Source organism: Phenylobacterium sp. LjRoot225, from assembly GCF_964252855.1.
Taxonomy (GTDB): domain Bacteria; phylum Pseudomonadota; class Alphaproteobacteria; order Caulobacterales; family Caulobacteraceae; genus Phenylobacterium.
The window spans coordinates 1,120,588-1,143,213 of sequence record NZ_CAXUPL020000001.1; the positions used below are offsets into that span (position 1 = coordinate 1,120,588).

The 22,626-nt window shown below is 69.1% G+C and carries 22 protein-coding genes; 5 read left to right on the forward strand and 17 right to left on the reverse strand.

Annotated features, from left to right (window positions below; genetic code table 11):
* Nucleotides 1–13 precede the first annotated feature (13 nt).
* From secF to yajC, 3 genes are read right to left on the reverse strand one after another with little or no spacing between them, the layout of a single operon-like run.
* Nucleotides 14–985, reverse strand: coding sequence for a protein translocase subunit SecF (gene secF / locus ACSQ2B_RS05465; RefSeq protein ID WP_436048034.1), 972 nt, complete (start codon nucleotides 983–985; stop codon nucleotides 14–16).
* 13 nt (nucleotides 986–998) lie between these two features.
* On the reverse strand, nucleotides 999–2,603 hold the full coding sequence (secD, locus tag ACSQ2B_RS05470; protein ID WP_436048036.1) for a protein translocase subunit SecD: 1,605 nt from the start codon (nucleotides 2,601–2,603) through the stop codon (nucleotides 999–1,001).
* Between the two features lie 15 nt (nucleotides 2,604–2,618).
* Nucleotides 2,619–2,969, reverse strand: a complete 351-nt coding sequence (yajC, locus tag ACSQ2B_RS05475; RefSeq protein WP_436048037.1) for a preprotein translocase subunit YajC — start codon at nucleotides 2,967–2,969, stop codon at nucleotides 2,619–2,621.
* A 117-nt stretch (nucleotides 2,970–3,086) separates the two neighbouring features.
* Between yajC and ACSQ2B_RS05480 the strand changes: the two genes are divergently transcribed.
* Nucleotides 3,087–3,926, forward strand: coding sequence for an ATP-binding protein (locus ACSQ2B_RS05480; protein ID WP_436048039.1), 840 nt, complete (start codon nucleotides 3,087–3,089; stop codon nucleotides 3,924–3,926).
* A 141-nt stretch (nucleotides 3,927–4,067) separates the two neighbouring features.
* On the opposite strand, the gene ACSQ2B_RS05485 is transcribed toward ACSQ2B_RS05480, so the two are convergent.
* The 12 genes from ACSQ2B_RS05485 to ACSQ2B_RS05540 all read right to left on the reverse strand — a co-directional run bounded on the left by ACSQ2B_RS05485 (nucleotide 4,068) and on the right by ACSQ2B_RS05540 (nucleotide 15,374).
* Nucleotides 4,068–5,642 carry a LysM peptidoglycan-binding domain-containing protein gene (locus ACSQ2B_RS05485; RefSeq protein WP_436048041.1) on the reverse strand — a complete coding sequence of 525 codons (1,575 nt, stop codon included), beginning with the start codon at nucleotides 5,640–5,642 and terminating at the stop codon, nucleotides 4,068–4,070.
* 353 nt (nucleotides 5,643–5,995) lie between these two features.
* Nucleotides 5,996–6,655, reverse strand: a complete 660-nt coding sequence (locus ACSQ2B_RS05490; protein ID WP_436048043.1) for a protein-L-isoaspartate(D-aspartate) O-methyltransferase — start codon at nucleotides 6,653–6,655, stop codon at nucleotides 5,996–5,998.
* Between the two features lie 4 nt (nucleotides 6,656–6,659).
* A complete protein-coding gene (surE, locus tag ACSQ2B_RS05495) occupies nucleotides 6,660–7,436 on the reverse strand; it encodes a 5'/3'-nucleotidase SurE (protein ID WP_436048045.1) in 777 nt (258 codons plus the stop codon).
* Complete coding sequence (serS, locus tag ACSQ2B_RS05500; RefSeq protein ID WP_436048046.1) at nucleotides 7,433–8,713, reverse strand: serine--tRNA ligase; 1,281 nt, start codon at nucleotides 8,711–8,713, stop codon at nucleotides 7,433–7,435. The genes surE and serS overlap by 4 nt, the downstream gene beginning before the upstream one ends.
* 86 nt (nucleotides 8,714–8,799) lie before the next feature.
* Nucleotides 8,800–9,720, reverse strand: a complete 921-nt coding sequence (gene tatC / locus ACSQ2B_RS05505) for a twin-arginine translocase subunit TatC (RefSeq protein WP_436048047.1) — start codon at nucleotides 9,718–9,720, stop codon at nucleotides 8,800–8,802.
* Nucleotides 9,717–10,304 (reverse strand): Sec-independent protein translocase protein TatB, encoded by a 588-nt coding sequence (tatB, locus tag ACSQ2B_RS05510; protein ID WP_436048048.1) that lies wholly within the window; start codon nucleotides 10,302–10,304, stop codon nucleotides 9,717–9,719. The genes tatC and tatB overlap by 4 nt, the downstream gene beginning before the upstream one ends.
* A gap of 54 nt (nucleotides 10,305–10,358) precedes the next feature.
* On the reverse strand, nucleotides 10,359–10,565 hold the full coding sequence (locus ACSQ2B_RS05515) for a twin-arginine translocase TatA/TatE family subunit (RefSeq protein ID WP_436049594.1): 207 nt from the start codon (nucleotides 10,563–10,565) through the stop codon (nucleotides 10,359–10,361).
* Between the two features lie 110 nt (nucleotides 10,566–10,675).
* The gene (gene scpB, locus ACSQ2B_RS05520; RefSeq protein WP_436048049.1) at nucleotides 10,676–11,323 is read right to left on the reverse strand and encodes an SMC-Scp complex subunit ScpB; all 648 of its coding nucleotides are present in this window, start codon (nucleotides 11,321–11,323) and stop codon (nucleotides 10,676–10,678) included.
* Nucleotides 11,320–12,156 (reverse strand): segregation and condensation protein A, encoded by an 837-nt coding sequence (locus ACSQ2B_RS05525; protein WP_436048051.1) that lies wholly within the window; start codon nucleotides 12,154–12,156, stop codon nucleotides 11,320–11,322. Before ACSQ2B_RS05525 ends, scpB begins: the two co-directional genes overlap by 4 nt.
* Nucleotides 12,157–12,168: 12 nt before the next feature.
* Nucleotides 12,169–13,185, reverse strand: a complete 1,017-nt coding sequence (gene nagZ / locus ACSQ2B_RS05530) for a beta-N-acetylhexosaminidase (protein ID WP_436048052.1) — start codon at nucleotides 13,183–13,185, stop codon at nucleotides 12,169–12,171.
* Nucleotides 13,182–14,051, reverse strand: a complete 870-nt coding sequence (gene ftsN / locus ACSQ2B_RS05535; protein ID WP_436048053.1) for a cell division protein FtsN — start codon at nucleotides 14,049–14,051, stop codon at nucleotides 13,182–13,184. Before ftsN ends, nagZ begins: the two co-directional genes overlap by 4 nt.
* A 147-nt stretch (nucleotides 14,052–14,198) precedes the next feature.
* Nucleotides 14,199–15,374 carry a deoxyguanosinetriphosphate triphosphohydrolase gene (locus tag ACSQ2B_RS05540; protein ID WP_436048054.1) on the reverse strand — a complete coding sequence of 392 codons (1,176 nt, stop codon included), beginning with the start codon at nucleotides 15,372–15,374 and terminating at the stop codon, nucleotides 14,199–14,201.
* Between the two features lie 101 nt (nucleotides 15,375–15,475).
* On the opposite strand from ACSQ2B_RS05540, the gene erpA reads away from it, so the two are divergent.
* Both erpA and ACSQ2B_RS05550 read left to right on the forward strand, forming a co-directional pair.
* Nucleotides 15,476–15,811 carry an iron-sulfur cluster insertion protein ErpA gene (gene erpA / locus ACSQ2B_RS05545; RefSeq protein ID WP_436048056.1) on the forward strand — a complete coding sequence of 112 codons (336 nt, stop codon included), beginning with the start codon at nucleotides 15,476–15,478 and terminating at the stop codon, nucleotides 15,809–15,811.
* Nucleotides 15,812–15,895: 84 nt separating this feature from the next.
* On the forward strand, nucleotides 15,896–18,382 hold the full coding sequence (locus tag ACSQ2B_RS05550) for a patatin-like protein (RefSeq protein ID WP_436048057.1): 2,487 nt from the start codon (nucleotides 15,896–15,898) through the stop codon (nucleotides 18,380–18,382).
* Here ACSQ2B_RS05550 and ACSQ2B_RS05555 read toward each other — a convergent pair.
* A complete protein-coding gene (locus ACSQ2B_RS05555) occupies nucleotides 18,379–19,053 on the reverse strand; it encodes a glutathione S-transferase family protein (RefSeq protein ID WP_436048059.1) in 675 nt (224 codons plus the stop codon). The two genes, ACSQ2B_RS05550 and ACSQ2B_RS05555, sit on opposite strands and share 4 nt — an antisense overlap.
* Before the next feature lie 121 nt (nucleotides 19,054–19,174).
* Here ACSQ2B_RS05555 and xth point away from each other — a divergent pair, with 121 nt between their 5' ends.
* The gene (gene xth / locus ACSQ2B_RS05560; protein ID WP_436048061.1) at nucleotides 19,175–19,954 is read left to right on the forward strand and encodes an exodeoxyribonuclease III; all 780 of its coding nucleotides are present in this window, start codon (nucleotides 19,175–19,177) and stop codon (nucleotides 19,952–19,954) included.
* A gap of 75 nt (nucleotides 19,955–20,029) precedes the next feature.
* The gene (locus ACSQ2B_RS05565; protein ID WP_436048063.1) at nucleotides 20,030–20,743 is read left to right on the forward strand and encodes a hypothetical protein; all 714 of its coding nucleotides are present in this window, start codon (nucleotides 20,030–20,032) and stop codon (nucleotides 20,741–20,743) included.
* Between the two features lie 31 nt (nucleotides 20,744–20,774).
* Here ACSQ2B_RS05565 and ilvD read toward each other — a convergent pair whose 3' ends face one another.
* Nucleotides 20,775–22,508 (reverse strand): dihydroxy-acid dehydratase, encoded by a 1,734-nt coding sequence (gene ilvD, locus ACSQ2B_RS05570; RefSeq protein WP_436048065.1) that lies wholly within the window; start codon nucleotides 22,506–22,508, stop codon nucleotides 20,775–20,777.
* Between the last annotated feature and the right edge of the window lie 118 nt (nucleotides 22,509–22,626).

Consider the following 22,626-nt stretch of genomic DNA (forward strand, 5'->3'; position numbering starts at 1 on the left):
TCTCCCGCGCGCCTTAAGGCCTTGCCTTGGCGGGCTTCAGCGCCTCGGCCTCGTCCTCGCCGCCGCGCTTGACGCCCCACAGCAGGATCACCGGAGCGGCGATGTAGATGGAGGAGTAGGTGCCGATCAGCAGACCGAATAGCATGATGACCGACAGCCCCCAGAGCGACGGGCCGCCGAACAGCGCCAGGGCGATCAGGGCGAAGATGCCGGTCAGGCTGGTGATGATGGTCCGGCTCAGCATCTCGTTGATCGACAGATCGATCACCTCGGCCACGGGCATGCGCTTGTATTTGCGCAGGTTCTCACGGAAGCGATCGAAGACGACGACCGTGTCGTTCATCGAATAGCCGATGATGGTGAGGAGCGCCGCCACCGCCGTCAGGTTGAACTCGATCCGCGCGAGCGTGATCAGGCCGAACGTCAGGAAGATGTCGTGGAACAGGGCCGCGACGGCGCCCAGGCCGAACTGCAGCTCGAAACGGAACCAGATGTAGACCAGCATCAGCAGGATGGCGCCGCCGAGCGCCAGCAGGCCCTTGGTCAGCAGCTCGCTGGAGACCTTGGGTCCGACGACGTCGGTCCGCACGAAGCGGACCGGCGAGATGGTCTGGGCGATCTTGGCCCGGACGGCGTCGGCGGTATGGCTGGCGCTGGCGCCTTCGGGCGTCTGGAACTTGATCATCGCCGAGGACGGCGCGCCAAAGCCCTGCACCTGCACGTCGCCGAGGTTCATCGAACCCAGTGCGGCGCGCACGCGGCCGACGTCCACCGCCGACGGCGCCGTCGAGATCTCCAGGACGGAGCCGCCCTTGAAATCGATGCCGCAGGCCATGCCGAAGCACGGCGGCTTGAACGGATAGGCGGTGACGGCCAAGGCGGCCAGGACCAGCAGCACCGAAATCGGCGCGAAGTATTTCGCCAGGCGCACGAACTTGAAGTTCGTACGGACCGGCAGGACCTTGATCAGGGGCCAGGATTTCATCGTTGAGGCCCTCTCACGCGATCGGCAAGGTCTTGGGCCGGGTGACGCGGAACCACCAGGCGAGCAGGATCTGGGTGACCAGCACTGCGGAGAACACCGTCGTCAGCACGCCGATCGACAGGGTCCAGGCGAACCCCTTCACGGGTCCCGCGCCGAAGCCGAACAGAATGGCCGCCGAAAGCAGGTGGGTGATGTTGGCGTCCATGATGGTGCCCATGGCTCGCGAGAAGCCGGCGTTCATCGAGGTGATCACGTTGCGGCCGGCGCGCAACTCGTCGCGCATCCGCTCGTAGATCAGCACGTTGGCGTCGACCGCGACCGAGAGGGTCAGGATCAGGCCGGCGATCCCCGGAAGGGTCAGGGTCGCCTGGGTGACGCTCATCAGGCCGATGATCATCAGCCCGTTGACGACAAGGCCGAGGATCGAGACCCCGCCGAACAGCCAGCCGTACATGACGATCATGAAGACGATGACGCCGGCCAGGCCGATAATCGCGGAGACGGCGCCTGCTCGCACGGCGTCGGCCCCAAGCTCGGCGCCGACGGTGCGCTGCTCCTCGACCTTCAGCGGAGCGGGAAGCGCGCCGGCGCGCAGCAGGATGGCCAGGTCGTTGGCGGTCGCCTCGGTGAAGTTGCCGGTGATCTGGCCGCTGCCGCCGGTGATCGCGCCCTGGATCACCGGGGCGGAGATGATCTTCTTGTCGAGCACGATGGCGAAGCGCCGACCGATGTTCTGGCTGGAGACGTCGCCGAACCGGCGCGCGCCCTGGCCGTTGAAGCGGAACTGAACGATCGGATGGCCGGTCTCCTGGTCGAAGCGGGCCTGGGCGTCCACCAGCATCTCGCCGGTCACCTCGGCGCGCTTCTTGACCACATAGGCGGGCGCGTAGCCGTCGGTGGAGGGCAGCAGCTCGGCGCCCGGCGGGACCCGGCCGGCGGCGGCTTCCTGGGCCGAAACGCTGTCGTCGACCATCTGGAAGGTCATCTTCGCGGTCTGGCCGATCACGCTCTTCAGCCGCTCGGGGTCGCTCTCGCCGGCGGCCTCGATGACGATCCGGTCCTTGCCCTGGCGCACGATGTTGGGCTCGCGCGTGCCGAGCTGGTCGATCCGGCGGCGGATGATCTCGATGGACTGTTCGACGGCGCGCGAGGCGTCGGCGTCGAAGGCCTCGGGCGCGAAGGCGATGCTCAGCCGCTGATCGCCCTGAGCATTGACGGTGACGTCACGCCCGCTGGCCGCGCCGGGCAGCGGCGCGCCGACGACCTCGCGCAGGGCGTTCTGCGCCTTGTTGACCTGGCCCGGATCGGTGATCCGCACCGAGAGCGCGCCGCTCACCTGGCCAAGATCCGTAAACGGGATCTCGGCGTCGCTGAGGGTCTTGCGCACGTCCTCAGTGAGGTTGGTCAGCCGCTCCGTGCGAAGCGCCTGGGTGTCCACCGAATAGAGCAGGTAGGACCCGCCCTGCAGGTCGAGCCCCAGGTTCAGCGCCTTCTTCGGCAGGAAGCCCGGCAGCTGGTCGCGCACGTCCGGCGGCAGCATGTTGGGCAGGGTGAAGAGAGCGCCGAAGATCGTCGCCAGAACGACGAGGATCACCTTCCAGCGCGAAAGGTTCATCATGGCGCGGCGTTTCGCCTAGTTCTTCGAATCGTTCGCCGCGGCCGGTTCGCCGCGGGTGGTGACTTCCGTGATCATCCCCTTGCGGACCTTCACGGTCACGCCGGTGGCGATCTCGACGCCGACTTCCTTGTCCTCGACGCGGACGACCTTGCCGATCACGCCGGACGACAGGACGACCGTGTCGCCGCGCTTCAGGGCGGCGAGGGTCTGTTGGTGCTGCTTCACCCGCCGCTGCTGCGGCCGGATCATCAGGAAATAGAACAGCACCACCAGGCCAATCAGGGGCAGGAACTGGATCAGCATGTCCTGGGGCCCGCCGACAGGGGCGGCGCCGGCGGCTTGTGCGTAGGCGGGAGTCGAGAACATGGCCTCTCCGGAAGCGCGATCTGGGGGGCGAATTGCGGCCCCCGTTTAAGGTCGGCGGAAGCTATGCGCTGCGCCCTGCTTTTGCAATGGAACCGCTGGAGCGCTAAGCGTCCGGCCATGGACGCCGAGCTCAACTCCCTGCTGATCCGCATTGCAGACGCCCTGGAGCGGATGGCGCCGCCTGCGCCGCCGACCGCGGATTTCTCAAGCGCCCGATTCTTTCGCCACGAACCGGCGACCGGGGCCTTCCACCCGGCGCCGGACTATCCCCTGGCGCTCGACAGCCTGGTCGGCGTCGACCGGCAGAAGGCGCGGTTCCTGGAGAACCTGGAGCGTTTCGCCCGGGCCCTGCCCTGCAACCACGCCCTGCTCTGGGGCGTGCGCGGCGCCGGCAAGAGCTCGATGGCCAAGGCCGCCTTCATGGCCGCCAGCCTCGCCGATCCGGCGCTGAAGCTGGTCGAGGTCGACCGTGACCAGGTCACCGCCCTGCCCGCCCTGTTCGACCAGCTACGCGAGCGGCCGGAGCGATTCGTCGTGCTGTGCGACGACCTCTCCTTCGAGGAGGGCGCCGCGGCGGCCAAGGCGCTGAAGTCGGCGCTGGAAGGCGGCGTCTCCGGCCCCCCGTCCAATGTGCTCTTTGTAGCCACTTCTAACCGTCGCCACCTGATGCCGCGCACCCACACCGAGGACCGTGGCGCCATCGCCTCGGCCGAGGACGCCGAGGAAGAGGTCAGCGTCTCCGACCGCTTCGGCCTGTGGATCGGCTTCCAGGCCATGGACCAGACCACCTATCTCGCCGCCGTCCAGGGCTACGCCGGACGCTACGGTCTGGGGATCGCCGACCTCGATCGTCGCGCCCTGCAATGGGCCCAGCTGCGCGGCGGCCGCTCGGGCCGTATCGCCTGGCAGTTCATTCGCGATCTGGCGGGGGAATTGGGCAAGCCGCTGCCGCTGTAGAGGCAGCGAACGCCCCCTCCGTCTCGCTTCGCGAGCCACCTCCCCCGCTTTCGCGGTGGAGGAGCGAGGCCCAGCTGCTCCCCCGCTTGCGGGGGAGCTGTCGCGAAGCGACTGAGGGGGCGTTGGGGCGCTTCCCGCCCCCTACCTCGGCAGCACCAGTTTCGGATCGATCGGCTTGGCGCGTTCCAGCGGGCTGGGCGCGTAGCGGACCTCGAAGTGCAGCTGCGGCTCGGAGACGCCGCCGGTGGCGCCGGCGAGGCCGATCTCCTGCCCCTGGGCGACCTTCTGCTGCATCTTCACCATCACCCGCGACAGGTGGCCGTAGGCGGTCACCCAGCCGTTGGCGTGCTTGATCAGCACGAGGTTGCCGAAGCCCGGCACCTGGTCGCCGGCGTAGACCACGTCGCCCGCCGCCGCAGCGCGGATCGAGGCGCCGACCTGGGCGCCGATGTTGATCCCGTCGTTGCGCTGGCCCGGGGCCTTGGGTCCAAAGTCCGAGATGATCGACCCCTGCAACGGCCAGACGAACCGGCCGCGTCCAAGTTCCGACAGCTGGGCGTCCGCCGGCGTCGGCGCCGAGGTCGGCCCGGCGGCCGGACCCTGGCCGCCAGCCGGGGGCGTATAGACCGGCGGCGGCGCGTAGGGCCGCGCTGGCGGCGTATAGGGACGCGGCGGCGGGACGTAAGGCCGCGGGACCGAGATCGCGGGCGGCGGCGCGTAGGGACGCGGGGCCGGTTGAGCGGTTGACGGGGTTTGGGGCGCGGCCTGCGGCGGCGCGGGCGGCGGCGAATAGGGTCGCGGCGCCGGCGCGGGCGGCGGCGACTGGCTCACCGGCGGCGCGACGGGCACGCGGGTGGTGGAGGTCAGCGGCCCCTGGTCCTTGTAGCCGTCCGGCAGCCGGAGCTTCTGGCCCGACCGCAGGCTGGCGTTGCGCGACAGGTCGTTCTCGGCGCGCAAGGCCTCAGCCGTCACGCCGAACCGCTTGGCGATCGCATAGAGGGTGTCGCCCGCCCCGGCCACATAGGCCTTGGCCGACGTGCGCGGGCCTTTCAGCGTCTGGCCGGGCTGGATGGCCTCGCGGCGGCCGATGTCGTTGTCGTCGCGCAGCTGACTGACGGTCGTGTCGAGCTTGCGGGCGATCTTCTCGAGGTTGTCGCCCTTCTTGACCTTGTATGTGGCCGCCGGGCCTTCGACCTCGACCACCTTGCCGGTGACCGAGCGGACGGTGACGGTCCGATAGCTCGGCCCGGACGGCGCCGGATAGGAGGTCTGAGGCCGCGACGGCGCAGCGCGCGGCGCCTGCGGCGCGTCCTCGATGTCCTGCGCGGCGTCCTCGGCCGTAGACGCGGGCGCGCCGCCGGCGACCAGCACACGGCTGGTCGAGGTCAGCGGACCGTGATCGCGATAGCCGGTCGGCAGGCGCAGCTTCTGGCCGGGACGCAGGCCGGCGTTACGTCCGAGATCGTTCTCGTCGCGGATCGCGTCGGCGGTGACGCCGAAGCGCTTGGCGATCGAATAAAGGGTGTCGCCCGGCCCCGTGACATAGGCGCGGGCCGTCCGCCGCGGGCCCTTCAGCACGTCGCCAGGGTGGATCTTCGCCCGCTTGGAAAGGTCGTTGTCCTCGCGCAGCTGGCGCACCGTCGTGCCCAGCTTGTCGGAGATCTCGTCGAGCGTGTCGCCCTTCTTGACCCTGTAGGTGACGGCGCGGCCCTCCACCTCGACCACCTTGCCGGTGACCGAGCGGGTGGTGACGGTGCGGTAGACCGGCGCAGGCGGCGGCGTGACGGCGCGCTGCGGCGGCGGCGGCGTTGGTGTCGTCGGACGTGCAGGCGGCAGCGCCTCCAGCGGACGCTGCTCGACGGGGGCCGCGGGCGCGGCGACGATCGGCGCGTGTTCGACGACGGATACGGACGGCGGCCTTCGCCAGCGCGATCAGGGCCGTCCGCTGCAGGAAATGCGTCATCACCGCTCCGGAGTTGGGCTTAGGGCGTTGGAGAGAATCAATCGGGGAGCGTGGCGATCATCGGTCAGCCCGCGCCCCCGAGCCACCCTCCAAACCGCCGTCAGGACTAGGGTTCCTTCGCCACGCCTTCCAGCAGCGGTACGAAGCGGACATCGATCAGGTCTTCCACCTGGAACCCGCCCTTGGCGTCGCCGGTGTAGCGGCGCAGCGTCTGGACAGGCCCGCGGCCGATCGGCGCGACGAGGATCCCCGAAGGCTTGAGCTGCTGAAGCAAGGCTGTGGGCTCGCTCGGCGCCGCCGCCGTGACCATAATGCGGTCGAAAGGCGCCTGCTCGGGCCATCCGTCCCCGCCATCGCCGAAGCGGGTGATCACATTGGTGAGACCGAGCTCCTTGAAGCGCGCCTCCGCCTCCCGCATCAGGGTGCGGTAGCGCTCCACCGTGTAGACCAGCCGGGCCAGCTTGGAGAGGATCGCGGTCTGGTAGCCGGAGCCGGTGCCGATCTCGAGCACCCGCGAACGGCGATCGAGCTTCAGCGCCTGGGTCATCAGCCCGACGATGAACGGCTGACTGATGGTCTGGCCGCAGGCGATCGGCAGGGCCGAATCCTCGAAGGCGCGTTCCTTGAAGAGCTCCGGGGTGAAGAGCTCACGCGGCGTGCTTTCGATCGCCTTCAGGATCTTGGCGTCGGTCACGCCTTGAGTGCGGAGCGCCAGGATCAGGCGCGCCATGCGCGATTGCGGCGTGTCGTCGTGCGGCTCGCTCATGTCTTCAGAGCCTCGGCGGCGCCCCGCCCAGAACGCCCTTGAGATCATGGACGGTGGGCAGGTGGGTCAGGTCGATGTGCAGCGGCGTCACCGAGATGCGGTTTTCGTAGAGGGCGCGCAGGTCGGTGCCCTCGGCGGGTTTGGAAAGTTCGTGACGAAAGCCGATCCAATAATAGTCGCGGCCGCGCAGGTCGGTGCGCTTTTCGGCGTGGCGGACCTGCACGTCGCGGAAGCCCTGGCGGGTGACCTCGACGGCGGTCACCTCCGCAATGGGCGCACTCGGGAAGTTGAGGTTCATCACCACGTCATTGGGCCAGCCGACCTCGACGAGCCGCTTGAGGATGCCCGGCGCAAAGGTCTCGGCGACCTCGAAATAGCTGTCGCCATGCTCGTAGCCGCCCATTTGCGAGAGGGCCACGCCGGGCACGCCGAGCGCCATGGCTTCGATCGCGCCGGCCACCGTGCCGGACATGGTGACGTCCTCGGCCAGATTGGCGCCGCGGTTGACGCCCGAGAGCACCAGGTCGGGTTTGGTCCCCGACACCAGCTCGCGGATCGCCAGCATGACGCAGTCGGTGGGCGTGCCGGTGGTGGCGAACCGCCGCTCGCCCACTTCACGCACGCGAATCGGGTCGGCCAGCGTCAGCGCCCGGCTGGCGCCGGACATCTCGTACTCCGGCGCGCAGGTCCAGACGTCGTCGGTGAGCCGCCGGGCGATCCGCTCGAGCGCCGCCAGCCCCGGGGCGTTGATCCCGTCGTCGTTGGTGAGGAGGATCCTCAACGGCCCACCTCGATGTGCGTCAGCCCGCCCAGATAGCGTTGCAGCGCGGCCGGCACGGCGATCCGCCCGCCCTCGTCCTGGTAGTTCTCCAGGATCGCCACCAGGGTGCGGCCGACCGCCAAGCCCGAGCCGTTCAGGGTGTGCACGAAGCGCGTGCCCTTCTCGCCGGCGGCCTTGGTGCGGGCGTCCATGCGGCGGGCCTGGAAGTCGCCGCAGTTGGAGCAGGAGCTGATCTCGCGATAGCGGCCTTCCGACGGGATCCAGACCTCCAGGTCGTAGGTCTTGCGCGCCGAGAAGCCCATGTCGCCCGCGCAGAGCAGCATGGTGCGGAAGGGCAGCTCCAGCCGCTTCAGCACCGCCTCGGCGCAGTCGACCATCCGCTCGTGCTCGTCCTCAGACTGCTCGGGCGCGGTTATCGAGACCAGCTCGACCTTGTAGAACTGGTGCTGGCGGATCATGCCGCGGGTGTCGCGCCCTGAGGCGCCGGCTTCCGAGCGGAAGCAGGGGGTCAGCGCCGTCAGCCGCAGCGGCAACTCTTCCTGGGCGGTGATCTGTCCGCGCACCAGGTTGGTCAGCGAAACCTCGGCGGTGGGGATCAGCCAGCGGCCGTCGGTGGTGTGGAACAGGTCCTCCGCGAACTTCGGCAGCTGGCCGGTGCCGTAGAGCGCCTCGTCGCGCACCAGGATCGGCGGCGAGACTTCGGTGTAGCCGTGCTCGGCGGTCTGCAGGTCGAGCATGAACTGGCCGAGCGCCCGCTCCAGCCGGGCGAGCGGGCCCTTGATGATGACAAAGCGCGAACCGCTCATCCGGGCGGCGGCTTCGAAGTCCAGCATCCCCAGGCCCTCGCCCAGGTCGACGTGGTCCTTCGGGGCGTTGATCCTGCGCGGCTCGCTCCAGCGGCGGACCTCGACATTGCCGGCCTCGTCCTCGCCCGGCGGGACGTCGGCGACCGGCAGGTTCGGCAGGGCGGCCAGGATTTGGCGCAGCTGCTCGCCGACCTCACGCTCGACCTCGGCCTGCTCCTCGAGGGTCTTCCGCAGGGTCTCGACGTGGGCCATCAGGCGCGTGGCTTGCGCCTCGTCCTTCTGGGCCTTGGCCTGGCCGACCTTCTTAGAGGATTCGTTGCGCTCGGCCTGGGCGGCCTGCAGCGTGGTCTGGGCCGCGCGCAGCCGGCCGTCGAGATCCAGCAGCTCGGCCACGCGGCCGGACAGGCCCTTCGCCGCCCAATGCTTTTCGTAGAGCTCGGGAGTTTCGCGAATGGCTCGAATGTCGTGCATGGGACCGCTGGCGACGTAGAGGGCCGCCCTGTCTAGAGCGCGTTGGCGAGCCGGCCAAGTCCAGAGTGGCAGCCTGCGCGATCAGCTCAAATTGCGACCACGTCCTGCCCGGCCTCGTCCTTCGCGCGGCGCTGCTCGATGAGCTTCACACAGCCGATGGAGACGAAGTAGAGGAGGATGATCGGCAGCGCGAGCAGCGTCTGGCTGATGGGATCCGGCGGGGTCACAACCGCGGCGACGACGAAGACCCCGACCACCGCATAGCGCCAGCCGCTCATCAGGGTCTTCGACGACACCATCCCGGCCATGCCGAGCAGGGTCAGCACCACCGGCAGCTGGAAGCAGAGGCCGAAAGCCATCACCAGGTTCGTCACCAGGTCGAAGTATTCCGAGACCTTGGGCAAGAGCTGCACCGAGATGGAGCCCGCACCGACGATCTGCTGGGACAGCGAGAACCACAGCACGAAGGGCAGGATCATATAGTAGACCAGGGCCGCGCCCAGAATGAACAGCAGCGGCGCGGCCAGCAGGAACGGCAGGAAGGCGTGGCGTTCGCGCTTGTAGAGCCCCGGCGCCACGAAGGCGTAGATCTGCCAGGCCAGCACCGGGAAGGCGAGCGCCACCGCGCCCAGACCGGCCAGCTTGACCTTGGTGAAGAAGAATTCCAGCGGCGCGGTGAACACCAGGCTGGTCACCTTGCCCGGCGCCGCCGGCAGGTCGATCGCCCCGGTCAGCGCCAGGAACATGTTCTTCGACCCGACCATGACGGCCATGAAGTCGAAGGCTCCGGCGTGCGCTTCCGCCTCGCGGATCGCCAGCAGCTGGGCGGCGATCGAGAACGGATGCAGCAGCAAGTTGAAGATCTGGGTGGCGAAGGCGAAGCAGACGCCGAACGCCAGGCCGAGCGCCAGCAGGCAGATGACCAGCCGCTTGCGCAGCTCGATCAGGTGATCGAGCAGCGGCGCGCGCGACGCCTCGATTTCCGATTCGTCAGGCTCGAAGCTCACGCCTTGGGCTCCGGCGTCTTGCGGGTTCGCGGCTTGGCCGGCGCCGTCTTTGGCGCCGCGACGCTGGCCGAACTGGCCTTGCGGGTTGTCTTCGGCGCAGCCTTGGCCCGAGCGGCCTTGGCCGGAACCGCCTTGTTCGGAACCACCTTGTTCGGGGCGGCCGCGGTCTTGCGCCTCGCGCGCGGCTTGGGCGCGGGCGGCGTCTCAGGCTCCGGCTCCGGCTCCGGCGGAGCGTAGGGCTCCGCATAGGGCGGGCTCGAGACGCCCTGCAGGTCGGCGGTGACGCCGCTCAGGTTCTGCTGGATGTCGACGAAGGCGTCGTGGACCTCGGCCTGACCGGCCTGGGCGGCCACGTCGGCGAACTGGCCGCGGCGCATGGCCTCGACCTCCTTGCGCAGTTCGTCGAGCTCCGACTGGCGGGCCATCTCGTCGAAACTGGCGCGGAACTCGGCCGCCATGGCGCGCATCCGGCCGACGAACTGGCCGAGCTTGCGCATCAGGATGGGAAGGTCCTTGGGCCCGACCACCACAAGCGCGATGACCGCAGCCAACAGGAACTCGAGGGCGCGTCCTTCAGGAAACATGCCGTGGCTCTACGCGCTTCGCCGCCGCGGGGAAAGCGGGGGCGGCGCGTGCTCTCAGCTGTGCGCCTTGTCCTTCTCGTTTTCCTTGGGGAGCGGCTTGGCTGACGCCTCCTGCTTTTCGTCGTCCTTCAGGCCTTCGCGGAAGGCCTTGATGCCTTTGGCGGCGTCGCCCATCAGCCCGGAAAGCTTGCCGCGGCCACCGAAGACGAGGGCCACGATCACCAGAACGATCAGCCAGTGCCAGATGGAAAGAGAGCCCATGACGGCGAAAACTCCATGTGCGGCGGCGCTAACCTGCACGCGCGTCGCTAAGATTCAGCGGGGTATATAGTCGCTCGCGACGGGATGCGCCACGGCTGTTGGGAAGCGGCCTATCGTCCCGGCTCGTCTCCGCCCATGAAATCGACGTGGAACTCCGGCGCCTCGACCTCCAGCGGGTCCTCGTCGAGGATCGGCCCTTCAGGGTTCGGCATCTCGAAGTCCGGCGGCAGGTCGAGCGAGAGCAGCCCGGCGGCCTTCATCTCCGCCATCCCCGGCAGGTCGGCGAGGCTGGCCAGGCCGTAGTGCTCCAGGAAGGCGTCCGTGGTGCCGAAGGTCACCGGCCGGCCGGGCGCGCGCCGGCGGCCGCGCATCCGCACCAGGCCCAGCTCCAGCAGGACGTCGAGGGTGCCGCGGCTGGCCTGAACGCCGCGCACCGCCTCAATCTCGGCCCGGGTCACCGGCTGGTGGTAGGCGATGATCGCCAGGGTCTCCTGGGCCGCCTTGGAGAGACGCCGGGGCTCCTGCTGCTCCTCGGTCATCAGCCAGGCGAGGTCGCCCGCGGTCTGGAAGCGCCAGCGTTCGGCGACGCAGGCCAGCTCCACCCCGCGGCCCGCGTAACGGGCCTGCAGGGCGGCGATCGCGCCGGTCACGTCGGCGCCTTCCGGCAGGCGGCGCGCAAGGTCGGCCTCGCTCAGCGGGCCGGCGGCGGCGAACAACAGCGCCTCGACCTCGCGCTCGGTCTCATCAAGCCCGGTCATACGCGGCCCTCGCCAGCGCCGAACGGCGCATGCGGCCGCCTTTCCTTCGCCCGGATGTAGATGTCGGCGAAGGCCTCCAGCTGGCGCGCCTCCATGGCGCCTTCCTTGACCAGCTCCAGGCTCGCCGACAGCGTCGAGGCCACATAGGAGGCGCGCGACGGCCCCTGCCCTCCCGACCCTGTCGGCGCCACCCCGACGAGCGATGTCCAGCGCTCCAGATCCGGCAGCAGCTGGCGCAGCCGCTCGCGGGCGTCCTCCAGCGGATAGGCCTGGGGCGGACGCGGCGTGTAGTGGCGGGCGACCGCCTTCGCCCGCTGTCCGATGTAGGCGCTCATCAGTCCGTAGAGGTCGCCCTCGATCTGGCCCGATGGGATCACCTTGATGGCTTCGGGGTCGCCGCGGACAAAGACGTCACGGCCGAGCTGCGGGCGGGTCTTTAGCGCCTCGCCGGCGTTGCGCATGGCGTCGAGCTTGGCCAGCCGATAGGCGAGCCGGGCCGCCATCTCCTCGGCCGGCGGCTCCTCGGCCTTGGGCCGCTCAAGCTTCGGCAGCAGCAGGCGCGACTTCAGGTAGGCCAGCCAGGCGGCCATCACCAGATAGTCCGCGGCCAGAGAAAAGCGGACCCGCCGCGCCTGCTGGACAAAGGCCAGGTACTGTTCGGCGAGCTTCAGCACCGAGAGCTGCAGCAGGTCGACCTTCTGGCTGCGGGCCAGCGCCAGCAATACGTGCAGCGGCCCTTCGTAGCCGTCCAGGTCGATGATCAGGGCCTCGCCGTCTTCCGCGGCGCTCGCCGCGGCGGTGAAGTCCAGATTCGGCTGGAACGGCTGGCTCATGGGCGCCGGATCCTACGCCGCCCCGAGCGCCGCGGCGAACCGCGCCCGCGCCTCGTCGAGATCAAGCGGCTCCGGGACCCGGGCGAGACGGCCGAGCGCGGCCAGGGCGCGGCGCTTGGCGTGGCCCTTCAGCGCGCCGGTCCCGTCCACCACCGCCTTCATCTCGTCCATGTCGCCGTTGCAGTGCAGGACCACGTCGCAGCCGGCGGCGAGCGCCTGTTCGGCCCGCTCGCCGAAGTCGCCGCTGAGCGCCTTCATCGACAGGTCGTCGCTCATCACCAGGCCGTCGTAGCCGATCGCCCCGCGAATCACCTTGCGCATGGCCTTCTTCGAGGTGGTGGCCGGCCGCTTCGGGTCGATCGCCGAATAGATGACGTGGGCGGTCATCGCCATCGGCATGTCCGAAAGCACCCGGAAGGGAGCGAAGTCGCGGGCGTCCAATTCGTCGTAGCTGGCGTCCACCACCGGCAGCTCCAGGTGGCTGTCGGCCTTGGCGCGGCCATGCCCCGGGATGTGCTTGATGACCGGCAGCACCCCGCCGGCGATCAGGCCCTCGGCGGCGGCGCGGCCGAGATAGGCCACCTCGTCCGGCGTCTGGCCGTAGGCGCGGTCGCCGATGATCTCGTGGCCTTGCGGGTCCGGTACGTCGAGCACCGGCACGCAGTCGACGTTGATCCCCAGGCTCGCCAGGTCGTGGGCGATCAGCCGCGCGCCGAGGCGGGTGATCTCGCGCTTCAGCAGCGGATCGTTCCCGGCAAGCTGGCCGTAGACGCGGCCGGGCGGATAGACCGGCCAATGCGGGGGTTTCAGCCGCTGGACCCGGCCGCCCTCCTGGTCGATCAGCACCGGCGCGTCGTCCCGGCCGACCGTCTCGCGCAGGGCGTCGACCAGCCGGCGGACCTGGTCCGGCGTCTCGACGTTTCGCGCGAAGAGGATGAAGCCCCAGGGCTTCACATCGCGGAAGAAGGCGGTCTCTTCGCGGCTGAGCGTCGTGGACAAGCAGCCGAGGATGCAGGCGCGCTGGCTCACTTGACGAAACAGGCCTTTCCGGCGGCTTTCAGCTTGGCGCAGAAGGCGGCCGCGTCGGTCCGGCTGGCGAAGCCGGTGACCGCCGTGCGGTAGAGCACATGGCCGTCCTTCTCGATCCTTTCGACGCCCTTGCCCTTGCCGGCGGCGAGGCCGGGGGCCAGCCCCACCGCATCGTTCCAGGCCTTGTCGGCGAGCGCCGTCGAAGAGACTGCGCCGATCTGCACGGCGGCGACGCCCGCGGTCCGCGCCGGGGCAGCCGGCTTGGCGGAGGCGGCTTCGGACGCAGCCGCCTTCACGGGCGCAGGCTTCACCGGGAGGGGTTTGACGGCGGCGGCTTTCGCCGGCGGCGGGGCGACCGGCTTGATCTGCACCGGCTTGGGGGCGGGCTGAGGCGTCAGCGCGGCCGGCGGCGGCGGCGCAGGCGGCAGGGCTGGCCGCAGGGTGGACGCGGCCGCAACCGGCGTCGTCGGGGCGGCCTGAGGCGGTGCGACGAAGGAGGGCTCCGGCCGGGCGGTCGGCTGCTCGGGCGGCGCGACGAAGTTCGGCTGGGTCGCGCCCTGCGGCTGGCCGCCTTCCGTCTGATAGATCTGCAGGCCCGCGGCCGGATCCTGCGGCTGGGCGTCGGCGGGCGGCGCGCTCTTCATCTCGGCCACCGGCGTTCCGATAGTCTTCGGCGCCTGTCCAGCCTCGCGCACGCCGGAGCGGTAGAAGAGGAAGATGGCCACCACCAGGCCCAGCAGCACCAGACCGCTGATGACCAGGGTCGCCGGAAACGGCCTGGCCCCGCGCACGGGATGACGCGCGTCGAACGACAGCGGCGCGTCAGCCGTCGGGGGCGCATAGGCGCCGAGGTCGTGTTCGGACATCCACCAGCTCCGAGATTTCAGACGTGCGCAGGCAAACGCTGCGAATCGCACGCTTTCAAGGCGGAACTCTAGCGGACCCCGCGCCCGGTCGAACTGCTGATAAGCCATTTCCTGTGGGGGCTTTTCGCCGCCGCAGGCGCAAGGGCCTCAGCTCCAGACTTCGAGGTGGAAAAGCTTGCGGTGCTCCTCGATCGCGAAGCGGTCGGTCATGCCGGCGATATAGTCGCAGATCAGCCGCGCGCGGCCGGCTTCGTCACGCCCCTGGGCGCGCTGGAACCATTCGGTCGGCATGACCTCCGGCTCGGCCATGAACAGCTGGAACATCTCCGCCAGGATGCGGCGCGCCTGGCTGCGCGTGCGGTTGACCTTCCAGTGACGGTACATCCGCTCCATCAGGAAGAGACGCAGGGCCGACAGATCCTCGGCCATGTCGCGAGAGAAACTGATCAGGGCGTGGCCGAGGTTGCGCACGTCCTCGGCGCTTTCCACCCCGCCGGCCGCCACCCGCCGGCCGGTCTCCGCCAGCACGTCGTCGACCATGGCGCCGATCATCCGCCGCACGGCTTCCAGCCGGATGATCGTCGGATCGCAGTCCGGGAAGTCGGCGAGCGAGCTCTCCACATTGGGCCCGATCAGCGGGACCTGGCGCAGTTCGTCGAGGTTGAAGAGCCCCGCCTGCACGCCGTCGTCCACGTCGTGGTTGTTGTAGGCGATGTCGTCGGCCAGGGCGGCGACCTGGGCCTCGGCGGACGCCCAGCCGGAAAGCCGCAGATCGTACTGGGCGTCGAACTCGGCGATCGCCCGCCACGACGGCCGGTCCAGCTTATCGACGACCGGACCGTTGTGCTTGATGATCCCTTCCAGGGTCTCCCAAGTGAGGTTCAGCCCCTCGAAGCGCGGATAGCGCCGCTCCAGCCGGGTCACCACCCGGAAGGTCTGCACATTGTGGTCGAAGCCGCCGAAGTCCTGCATCTGGATCTGCAGCTCGTCTTCCCCGGCATGGCCGAACGGCGGATGGCCGAGGTCATGGGCGAGCGCCACCGTCTCGGCGAGATCGCCGTCGAGTCCCAGGGCGGTGGCCACCGAGCGGGCGATCTGGGCGACCTCCAGCGAGTGGGTCAGCCGCGTGCGGAAGTGATCGCCCTCGTGGGCGACGAAGACCTGGGTCTTCTCCTTCAGCCGGCGGAAGGCGCTGGTGTGGATGATCCGGTCGCGGTCGCGGGCGAAGGCGGTGCGCGTGCGGCTCTCGGCTTCGGGGACCTTGCGGCCGCGCGAGCGAGAGGGATTTTCGGCATACGGCGCGCGGTCGGGAATCAGCGGCATCTGAGCCTTCGTGAAACAGGCCTCTTGGTCGAAGCCGCAGGGGACATCATATAGGCTAAGCCGGATATTCCTCGAAGAGCCCGGATTTTCATCGAAGGCCCATGACCGCCAGTCTCGATCTGACCCTCTCCCCGACCGCCGCTGAGCGGATCCGAACCATCGGCGCGGCCGAAGGCCGAGCCCTGATGTTGCGCGTGTCGGTGGAAGGCGGCGGCTGCTCGGGCTTCCAGTATCTGTTCGACCTGGTCGACGAGGCCCAGCCCGACGACCTGAAGATCGAGCGCGACGGCGCCGCCGCCCTGATCGACGAAGTCTCACTGGCCCTGCTGAAGGGCTCGGAGATCGACTTCGTGGACGAACTCGCCGGCGCGGAGTTCCGCATCCGCAATCCCAACGCCAAGTCCAGCTGCGGCTGCGGGGTCAGCTTCTCGATCTGACGCTCTGACGCCAAGCCCAGAGCCTTCGGCGACTTTCTGCAAGCTCCAGCGTTTTAGAGGGAGCCGCCAGGAAAGGCGCCGCCTTTGAAAGAGAAGGAACTTCGGCTCGCGCTCGTCTGCTACGGAGGCGTCTCCCTGGCCCTCTACGAGCACGGGATCACCAAGGAGATCCTGAATCTCGTCAGGGCCTCGCGAGCCTATCACGCCATTCCCGACGTCTCCGCGCGCCAGGCGCCGACCTATCGCTTCGCGCCGCGCGACGGCGACGCGCCCGACAGCTGCACCGAAGAGGTCTATTTCGACCTGCTGAAGGCGATCGGCGCGGCCCTGGACCTGCGCGTCGTCGTCGACGTCATCGCCGGATCGTCGGCCGGCGGCGTGAACGGGATCACCCTGGCCCGCGCCCTGGCGCACGACCTGACCCTCGACCCGCTCACCGACATGTGGCTCTCCGAGGCCGACATCCAGCGGCTGCTGGCTCCCGAGGCGAAGGCCCGGCAATGGAGCAAGTGGTACTTCCTGCCCTTTATCACGCCGCTGCTGGGCCGGCTTGGCCGCGAGGGCGTGCTGCCCGCCGCCCCAGACCTCGAGATGCGCTCGGCGATCTCCACCTTCCTGCGGTCGCGCTGGTTCCATCCGCCGCTGGACGGGCCGGGCTTCACCGCGCGCCTGCTCACCGGCCTGCAGGCGATGGGCGGGGGGCGATCGGAGAGCGGATCCTTGCTGCCGGCCGGGCACAGGCTGGACCTGGTCGTGACCGTCACCGACTTCTACGGCTCGGCGCGCGCGATCTTCGTCCACGATCCTCCGATCGTTCGCGAGCGCGAGCACCGGCATGTGCTGCGCTTCGCCTTCGAGCATCCCCCGGGCGGCGCGCCGGTCAGCGACTTTGGACGCGATCACGTCCCCTCCCTGGCCTTCGCCGCCCGCGCCACGGCCTCCTATCCCGGAGCCTTCCCGCCGGCGCAGCTGGGCGAGATGGACGGACTGTTGGCCAGGCGGCGCGAGGCCTGGCCCGGCCGCGGGCGGTTCATCGCCGCCAACTTCCGCCACTACACCGACGCGGGCCTCATGCCGGAAGACGCCGTTCTGGTGGACGGCAGCGTGTTGAACAACAAGCCGCTGTCGGAAACCATCGCCGCCGCCAGAACGCACAGCGCCTTCCGGGAGGTCGACCGGCGCCTCGTCTACATCGACCCGCACCCCTACAAGGAGACCGCACGCCCCCACCGCACGCCCGGCTTCTTCGCGACCTTGCGCGGGGCGCTCTCCGACCTGCCGCGCAACGAGCCGATCTATGACGAGCTGGCCCAGATCGACGCGTTCAACGACCAGATCCGCCAGCGCCGGGCCGTGGTCGAAGCCACCCGTGATCAGGTGTCCGCCCTGGTCACGCTGATCACCGGAGGCGAGTTCCCCCAGGAGGTCGACGAGGCCAGCGTTCGCCAATGGCGGCTGAATGGTCCTCGCATCCAGCCGGGCGCCAACCTCAGCGGCGTCAGCTGGCTTCGTTTGATGACCATCGAAGCCATCAAGGTCGTCGCCCAGCTCATCTGCCAGGCCTGCGCCTATCCAGAAGTCTCGCCGCGCCTTCGCTGGATTGAAGAGGTTATCGACGCCTGGGCCCGAAGCGTCGGAATCTATTCCGAAAGCCGCATCCATCCGCCCGTCCGACGAGAAGCCGAGCTCCCGCTTTACGCAAGGTTCGTGGCCAACTTCAGCGTCTTCTACAAGAAGCGGCGAAACTCTTTCATCATCCAGTCTACAAATCGCCTGTACCATCGGGCCGCAAGCGATTCATGTTACGTCGCGTCCGAAGACCTAGATGTCGTAAAGCGAAGGCTATATCGCAGCCTGGATGCGCTGAACATTTACGATGACGCTCAATTTCTTAGCGCCGAACTCATGTGGCGGATCCAGGATCTGTTCGGTCGCCTTGCGGAGGTGGACGCGAAAGACGCCCTGCCGAACCCGGAGGTCTTCGTCCAGGAACACCGGGACACGATCTCCTCGATCCTCGACCGCCTGGGCGACGAATGTGACCTGGCGGGACTGGACGAAGAGCTCGACGCCCTGCTCGCCTCCCCCAGCGTGGCGGCGCTCGGCGCCGCCTGCCAGCGCGAGCTGCTGATCAGCTACATCGGCTACCTCTTCTGGGACATGGTGCTGCTGCCGATGGTTCCGACGGGCAGCACCGCGATCACGCTTGAGGAAATTCGCGTCGACCGGATCAGCCCTGAGGACGCCGCGAGCCTGCGCGTCGAAAACGAGGGTCCGATCCTTCGAGGCGGCACCTTGGCGGGCTTCGGCGGCTTCTTCAGTCGCTCGACGCGGGAGAACGACTACCTCTGGGGCCGGCTCAACGCCGTCGATCGCCTGTTCGACATTCTGGCGAGCACCGCCGCCAAGCCGATCGCCGACGCCGGCCTCGACATAGCCGCGCTCAAAACGCGCGCCCTGGCCTGCGTGCTGCGGCAGGAAGCGCCGCGGCTCACCAACGTCGGCGACCTGATTTCGCGCCTGCAGGCCGCCGTCGAGAAATCTGACGCGACGGACGACGAACACGCTTAGCCGGGCATCCGCGCCCGCTCCGCCTCGGTCGCCGGGAACATGTGGAAGAAGGGCTTCGCCTCCTCGATCGCCCGGGCGACGCTGGGCCGGGCCAGCAGCCGCTGACGGTAGGCCGCCAGCGTCGGATGGCCGTCCAGCGGCTCGGCCAGGGCGACGTAGAACAGCGCCGGCGCCGCGGCGCAATCGGCCAGGCTGAACGCCTCGCCCGCGGCCCAGGTCCGTCCGGCGAGGCGCCGTTCCAGCACCTCGTAAGCCTGCCGCAGCTTGGCGCGCGCCATCTCCACGCTCAGCGCGTCACGCCGCCCTTCCGGACGCAGACGGTCGTCGACGATCGGCTGGAAGGCGTTCATCACATGGAGGTCGAACACGCGATCCCAGAGCCGCACCTCCAGCGCCCGCTCGGGATCCTGCGGGATAAGCCGCGTGGCGCCGGGATAGTTCTGGTCCAGGTACTCGATGATGATGCTGGTCTCGAACACCGTCGCGTCGCGTTCGGTGTCGACCAGCGCCGGGATCTTGCCGAACGGCGAGATCTGCAGGTAGGCCGCCCGGATCTCGGCGTCGCCCAGGTTCACGGTCACAGGTTCGAACGGCGTCCCCTGCTCATAGAGAGCGATAAGCACCTTCCAACAGTAGGACGACAGGGGATGCAGATGCAGTTCAAGCGCCATGGGCCGCGTCCTTCGCAGATTTGTTAAGTCACGACTTAAGCGTTTCCATCGCGGTGAGGCAAGCCGCCTTGAGCCGGACCCGCGCGACCACTAGCTTCGCCGCCGCCACCCTGGAGTCATCATGCGCATCGCCACCTGGAACGTGAACTCGGTCAACGCCCGTCTGGAGACCGTCGTGCGCTGGTTCGAAGAGGCTCAACCCGACGTCGCCTGCCTGCAGGAGATCAAGTGCGTCGACGAGAAGTTCCCGTCCGAAGCCTTTGAACGACTTGGCTATAATATCGCCATCCATGGCCAGAAGAGCTACAACGGCGTGGCCATTCTCTCGAAGCGTCCGCTGGAGGACGTCCGGCGCGGCCTGCCCGGCGACGATGGCGACGATCACGCCCGCTACATCGAGGCCGTGGTCTCGGGCCCGGAGCCGGTGCGAGTCGCCTCCATCTACCTGCCGAACGGCAATCCGATCAGCACGGAGAAGTTCGCCTACAAGCTCGCCTGGATGGAGCGGCTGCGCCGCCACGCCCAGGACCTCTTGACCTTCGAGGAGCCCTTGGCCCTTGTGGGCGACTACAACGTCATCCCCGAGGATCGCGACGCCGAATTCCCGCAGAACTGGGTCGAGGACGCGCTCGCCCAGCCGGAGAGCCGCGCGGCCTTCCGCAGCCTGAAGTGGCTCGGCCTGACCGAGGCCTATCTTCAGGCCGACGGCGCGCCGGGCGCCTACACCTTCTGGGACTACCAGGCCGGCGCCTGGCAGCGGAACAACGGCATCCGCATCGACCATGCCCTGCTCTCCCCCCAGGCCGCCGACCGGCTGCGCGGCGTCTCGATCCACCGCGACGTACGCGGTTGGGAAAAGCCGTCCGACCACGTTCCGCTGGTCATCGAGCTCGACATCTGACCGCCGAAGCGGCCGAAGCACGCAGGCCGCCAATTCCAATTTTCCAGCGGAGCGAAACGGCTTAGCTTCCGCAAAATGACTCAGCTCGGCCCTTTTCTGGTTCTGATCGGCCTGGCGGCCGTGGCCCTGGCCGCGCTCGGCGCGATGGTGGCCTGGTTCAACCAGGAGAACCGGCGGATGCGGCGCGGACTGCGCCATGTGCTGAAGGGCGATCCGCACGCCCAGATCATCGCCCACGGCAGCGGCCGTGGCGCGGGCTTCAACTTCACCAGCAACACCATGGCGGTGACCTGGGACGCCGGCAGCTGGTGCCTGATCTATCACGTCGAGGAGCTGTTGGGCCTGGAGCTGATCGTCGACGGCCAGGTCGCGGGACGCGCCTACCGCGGCGAGCCGCGGCGTCCGCTGGACGTGCTGGGCGGCGCCGAGCGCCAGGTGGTGCTGCGGCTGGTGTTCGACGACCCCAGGCACGCCGACTTCGTCCTCGAGCTGTGGAGCGCGGCGCGCGCCCGGCGCCGGGGCGCGCCGGACGCCAACGAGGCGGTCGAAGAGGGCAACCGCTGGCTCGCACGCGTCGAGTCGGTGTTCCGCCGCAAGCCCGCCCCGCTGTCGCCTCAGGCCGCCCGCCGTTCGACCCCGCGAGCCATGCCGCAGGCCACCGCGCCCGCCCAGGCGCAAGCCGCCCCGGCGCATCGTCCGACCCCGCCGCCCGGCGGCCGCCAGGAGCTGCCGTTCGAAGAGGGCGAAGCGCCGTGGGACGAGGACGTCGACGACCAGGCCCGACTCTGACCCGATGCTCCCCTAAGGGGGAGCATCTCGTTCAGATGTCCGCATACATGTGCGTCTCGGCCTTGCCGCCGGGGTGGGTGACGGCGCCCAGGTAGGCCGGCCCGACCAGCTGGGCGAACTTCCACAGCGCGCCGGAATTGTAGCCGGTCATGTGCGCGGTCCACTCGCGGGCGCGGTGCTCCAGAGAGATGGGATCGACCTCCAGATCGAGCACGCCTGCGTCGGCGTCGATCGAGATGATGTCGCCGTCTCGCACCAGGGCGATCGGCCCGCCCGCCTGGGCCTCGGGGCCGACGTGGCCGATGCAGAGTCCGCGGGTCGCGCCGGAAAAGCGGCCGTCGGTGATCAGGGCGATCTTGTCGCTGATCCCTTGGCCGTAGATGGCCGCGGTGGTGGAGAGCATCTCGCGCATGCCCGGCCCGCCGCGCGGACCTTCGTAGCGGATCACCAGCACGTCGCCAGGCTTGTAGTCGCCCGCCTGGACCGCGGCGAAACAGGCCTCTTCGCCGTCGAACACCCGCGCGGGTCCGCGGTGCTGGCGGTGCTCCAGCCCGGCCACCTTGACGATCGCTCCGTCGGGCGCGAGCGAGCCCCACAGGCCGACCACGCCGCCGGTCGGCGAGAGCGGGTTCGAAACCGGCCGGATTACATCCTGGTCGTCGCGCCAGACCACGCCCTGGAGGTTCTCAGCGATGGTCTTGCCGGTGACGGTCAGGCAGTCGCCGTGGATCAGGCCAGCGTCGAACAGTGTGCGCAGCAGCATCGGCACGCCGCCCGCCTCTCCCATCCGCTTGGCCGGATAGCGCCCGCCGGGCATCAGGTCGGCGAGATAGGGCGTCCGCTTCATGATAGCGCAGGCGTCGCTGAGGCTGAATGCGATCCCCGCCTCGTGCGCCATCGCCGGCAGATGGAGGCCGCCGTTGGTCGAGCCGCCGGTCGCCGCAATGATCACGGCGGCGTTCTCGAACGCCTCGCGGGTGCAGATGTCGCGCGGGCGGATGTTCTGCTCGATCAGCTTCATCACCGCCTCGCCGGTCGCCTGGGCGTACCGATCGCGGTCGAGGTAGGCCGCCGGCAGGGCCGAGGAGAACGGCAGCGCCAGGCCGATGGCTTCCGAGACGCAGGCCATGGTGTTGGCGGTGTACTGGCCGCCGCAGGCGCCGTCGCCGGGACAGGCGTGGCGCTCCAGGTCGCAGAGATCCTCCAGACTCATCTGGCCGGCCGCGTGCTTGCCGACGCCTTCGAAGACGTCCTGCACGGTGACCTCGCGGCCGCGCCATTGGCCGGGCAGGATCGAGCCGCCGTAGATGAAGGCGCTCGGCACGTTCAGCCGCAGCATGGCCATCATCATGCCCGGCAGGCTCTTGTCGCAGCCGGCGACCCCGACCAGGGCGTCATAGGCGTGGCCGCGCATCGTCAGCTCGACGCTGTCGGCGATGACCTCGCGGCTGACCAGGGACGAGCGCATCCCCTCGTGGCCCATGGCGATCCCGTCGGTGACGGTGATGGTGACGAATTCCCGCGGCGTGCCGCCGGCCCGCTTCACGCCGTCAGCGGCGGCGTGCGCCTGGCGCATCAGGGTGGTGTTGCAGGGCGCAGCCTCGTTCCAGCAGGAGGCCACGCCGACAAAAGGTTGGCCGATCTCCCGGCTCCCCAGTCCCATGGCGTAGTAGTAGGACCGGTGCGGCGCCCGCTCCGGGCCTTCGGTGACGTGACGACTGGGGAGGCGCGACTTGTCCCAGCCGCCGTCCGGCTTGCGATGCATCTTCGGCTCTCCGCAGAAGGGGCAAACATCTTAAGCGCGCGAGGATCGGAAAAGGCCCGTAGCGGATCGTCCAAAGGCCGTTTGGCGCCCATGGCCGCGCTCGCGCGTTGCGCCCCCA